General features: G+C 55.3%; 1 tRNA gene and 2 rRNA genes (1 of these 3 cut by a window edge). All 3 read left to right on the top strand.

The features are described 5' to 3' along the window. A 23S ribosomal RNA gene (locus GKO01_RS15395) occupies positions 1-2172 on the top strand; it begins 565 nt to the left of the window's first position. 84 nt (positions 2173-2256) lie between these two features. Further along, positions 2257-2371, top strand: a 5S ribosomal RNA gene (rrf, locus tag GKO01_RS15390). A 51-nt stretch (positions 2372-2422) separates the two neighbouring features. Beyond that, positions 2423-2499: transfer RNA gene (locus GKO01_RS15385), tRNA-Met, on the top strand. The last annotated feature ends 1 nt before the right edge of the window (position 2500 follow it).

Here is a 2500-nt window from a genome sequence, read left to right as displayed (position 1 = left end):
GTTTCTGTTTGCAGCGAGCTTAAGCCGTTAGGTGTAGGCGTAGCGAAAGCGAGTCTGAATAGGGCGAATGAGTTGCTGGCAGAAGACCCGAAACCGAGTGATCTAGCCATGGCCAGGCTGAAGGTGCGGTAACACGCACTGGAGGGCCGAACCCACGCCTGTTGAAAAAGTCGGGGATGAGCTGTGGCTAGGGGTGAAAGGCCAATCAAACTCGGAGATAGCTGGTTCTCCGCGAAATCTATTGAGGTAGATCGTCGGGTGTTTACCCTGGGGGGTAGAGCACTGGATGGGCTAGGGGGGCCCAAAGCCTTACCAAACCTAACCAAACTCCGAATACCCAGGAGTATAGCCCGGCAGACAGACAGTGGGTGCTAAGGTCCATTGTCGAGAGGGAAACAGCCCAGACCACCAGCTAAGGCCCCTAAATCGTGGCTAAGTGGGAAAGGATGTGGGGATTCCAAAACAACCAGGAGGTTGGCTTAGAAGCAGCCATCCTTTAAAGAAAGCGTAATAGCTCACTGGTCTATTAGAAACCCTGCGCCGAAAATGTAACGGGGCTCAAGCCACGTGCCGAAGCTGTGGGTGCATTCTTTAGAATGCGCGGTAGCGGAGCGTTCCGTAAGTCTGCGAAGGAGACGGGGTGACCCTCTCTGGAGATATCGGAAGTGCGAATGCTGACATGAGTAGCGACAAACAGTGCGAGAAACACTGTCGCCGAAAGTCCAAGGGTTCCTGCGCAAGGTTAATCCACGCAGGGTGAGCCGGCCCCTAAGGCGAGGGCGAGAGCCGTAGTCGATGGGAACCAGTTTAATATTACTGGGCCTGCCAGAAGTGACGAATGAGAGATGTTGTCTGTCCTTAACGGATTGAACAGGCTTTTCAATCATTCCAGGAAATAGCTCTGGCGTATAGACCGTACCCGAAACCGACACAGGTGGACTGGTAGAGAATACCAAGGCGCTTGAGAGAACGATGCTGAAGGAACTAGGCAAATTGCTCGTGTAACTTCGGGATAAACGAGACCCGCTCGTGGGCAACCATGGACGGGTGGCACAGACCAGGGGGTAGCGACTGTTTAGTAAAAACACAGGGCTCTGCGAAATCGTGAGATGACGTATAGGGCCTGACGCCTGCCCGGTGCCGGAAGGTTAAGAGGAGGTGTGCAAGCACTGAATTGAAGCCCCGGTAAACGGCGGCCGTAACTATAACGGTCCTAAGGTAGCGAAATTCCTTGTCGGGTAAGTTCCGACCTGCACGAATGGCGTAACGACTTCCCCACTGTCTCCAGCATCGACTCAGCGAAATTGAATTCCCCGTGAAGATGCGGGGTACCCGCGGTCAGACGGAAAGACCCTATGAACCTTTACTGCAGCTTTGCAGTGGCATCAGAGACATTCTGTGTAGGATAGGTCGGAGGCTTTGAAGCCGGGGCGCCAGCACCGGTGGAGCCATCCTTGAAATACGACCCTGAATTTTTCTGATGTCTAACCGAGACCAGTAAGCCTGGTCCGGGACCCTGCATGGTGGGCAGTTTGACTGGGGCGGTCGCCTCCCAAAGTGTAACGGAGGCGCGCGATGGTGGGCTCAGGCCGGTCGGAAACCGGCTGTCGAGTGCAATGGCATAAGCCCGCCTGACTGTGAGAGTGACAGCTCGATCAGAGACGAAAGTCGGCCATAGTGATCCGGTGGTCCCACGTGGACGGGCCATCGCTCAACGGATAAAAGGTACTCTAGGGATAACAGGCTGATCTCCCCCAAGAGTCCACATCGACGGGGAGGTTTGGCACCTCGATGTCGGCTCATCACATCCTGGGGCTGGAGCAGGTCCCAAGGGTTCGGCTGTTCGCCGATTAAAGTGGTACGTGAGCTGGGTTTAGAACGTCGTGAGACAGTTCGGTCCCTATCTGCCGTGGGTGTAAGAGACTTGAGAGGATTTGTCCCTAGTACGAGAGGACCGGGATGAACATACCTCTGGTGCACCGGTTGTCACGCCAGTGGCACAGCCGGGTAGCTAAGTATGGACGGGATAACCGCTGAAAGCATCTAAGCGGGAAACCCACCTCAAAACGAGGTCTCATAGAGCCGTGACAGACCATCACGTTGATAGGCCGGGTGTGAAAGTGCAGTAATGCATGCAGCTAACCGGTCCTAATCGCTCATACTTCTCACATCAAACACATGCACAGAAATCAGCCACACTCCCTTCACATCGCACCAACCTCCACCCTCTCTCAAAAGACAGGGTGGGCTGGAAGACCTGGTGGCCATTGCGAGGGCCCTACACCCGATCCCATCCCGAACTCGGCCGTGAAATCCCTCAGCGCCTATGATACTGCACCTTAAGGTGCGGAAAAGTCGGTCGCCGCCAGGTCCCCCAGCCCACTCAATACAACTCACATTCCCCCAACATCACAAACACCCACGCGGGGTGGAGCAGCCCGGTAGCTCGTCAGGCTCATAACCTGAAGGCCGCAGGTTCAAATCCTGCCCCCGCAACCAA

The sequence above is a fragment of the Gluconobacter kondonii genome, assembly GCF_002723995.1.
GTDB classification, from domain to species: Bacteria; Pseudomonadota; Alphaproteobacteria; order Acetobacterales; family Acetobacteraceae; genus Gluconobacter; species Gluconobacter kondonii.
This window is presented reverse-complemented; position numbering and strand designations above follow the sequence as displayed.